Origin of the sequence: Salmonella sp. 32010601201800023SM, assembly GCF_017572235.1 — a bacterium.
GTDB classification, from domain to species: Bacteria; Pseudomonadota; Gammaproteobacteria; order Enterobacterales; family Enterobacteriaceae; genus Salmonella; species Salmonella enterica.
Genome location: NZ_JAGEQS010000017.1, coordinates 1 through 1,719, shown reverse-complemented (window position 1 = coordinate 1,719; position 1,719 = coordinate 1). Strand labels below are relative to the sequence as shown.

At 53.7% G+C, this 1,719-nt stretch carries 1 rRNA gene; it reads right to left on the bottom strand.

The window, feature by feature from the left end:
* Positions 1–24: 24 nt before the first annotated feature.
* Positions 25–1,719, bottom strand: a 23S ribosomal RNA gene (locus J4617_RS22775); the annotation flags it as partial.

Sequence of the window (1,719 nt, the reverse complement as noted above, 5' to 3'; positions counted from 1 at the left end):
CCGCCAAAACATCTTCGGCGTTGTAAGGTTAAGCCTCACGGTTCATTAGTACCGGTTAGCTCAACGCATCGCTGCGCTTACACACCCGGCCTATCAACGTCGTCGTCTTCAACGTTCCTTCAGGAGACTCTAAGTCTCAGGGAGAACTCATCTCGGGGCAAGTTTCGTGCTTAGATGCTTTCAGCACTTATCTCTTCCGCATTTAGCTACCGGGCAGTGCCATTGGCATGACAACCCGAACACCAGTGATGCGTCCACTCCGGTCCTCTCGTACTAGGAGCAGCCCCCCTCAGTTCTCCAGCGCCCACGGCAGATAGGGACCGAACTGTCTCACGACGTTCTAAACCCAGCTCGCGTACCACTTTAAATGGCGAACAGCCATACCCTTGGGACCTACTTCAGCCCCAGGATGTGATGAGCCGACATCGAGGTGCCAAACACCGCCGTCGATATGAACTCTTGGGCGGTATCAGCCTGTTATCCCCGGAGTACCTTTTATCCGTTGAGCGATGGCCCTTCCATTCAGAACCACCGGATCACTATGACCTGCTTTCGCACCTGCTCGCGCCGTCACGCTCGCAGTCAAGCTGGCTTATGCCATTGCACTAACCTCCTGATGTCCGACCAGGATTAGCCAACCTTCGTGCTCCTCCGTTACTCTTTAGGAGGAGACCGCCCCAGTCAAACTACCCACCAGACACTGTCCGCAACCCGGATTACGGGTCCACGTTAGAACATCAAACATTAAAGGGTGGTATTTCAAGGTCGGCTCCACGCAGACTGGCGTCCACGCTTCAAAGCCTCCCACCTATCCTACACATCAAGGCTCAATGTTCAGTGTCAAGCTATAGTAAAGGTTCACGGGGTCTTTCCGTCTTGCCGCGGGTACACTGCATCTTCACAGCGAGTTCAATTTCACTGAGTCTCGGGTGGAGACAGCCTGGCCATCATTACGCCATTCGTGCAGGTCGGAACTTACCCGACAAGGAATTTCGCTACCTTAGGACCGTTATAGTTACGGCCGCCGTTTACCGGGGCTTCGATCAGGAGCTTCGCTTGCGCTGACCCCATCAATTAACCTTCCGGCACCGGGCAGGCGTCACACCGTATACGTCCACTTTCGTGTTTGCACAGTGCTGTGTTTTTAATAAACAGTTGCAGCCAGCTGGTATCTTCGACTGACTTCAGCTCCATGAGTAAATCACTTCACCTACGTGTCAGCGTGCCTTCTCCCGAAGTTACGGCACCATTTTGCCTAGTTCCTTCACCCGAGTTCTCTCAAGCGCCTTGGTATTCTCTACCTGACCACCTGTGTCGGTTTGGGGTACGATTTGATGTTACCTGATGCTTAGAGGCTTTTCCTGGAAGCAGGGCATTTGTTGCTTCAGCACCGTAGTGCCTCGTCATCACGCCTCAGTGTTAAAGTGAACCGGATTTACCTGGAACACACACCTACACGCTTAAACCGGGACAACCGTCGCCCGGCCAACATAGCCTTCTCCGTCCCCCCTTCGCAGTAACACCAAGTACAGGAATATTAACCTGTTTCCCATCGACTACGCCTTTCGGCCTCGCCTTAGGGGTCGACTCACCCTGCCCCGATTAACGTTGGACAGGAACCCTTGGTCTTCCGGCGAGCGGGCTTTTCACCCGCTTTATCGTTACTTATGTCAGCATTCGCACTTCTGATACCTCCAGCAACCCTCACAGGCCACCTTC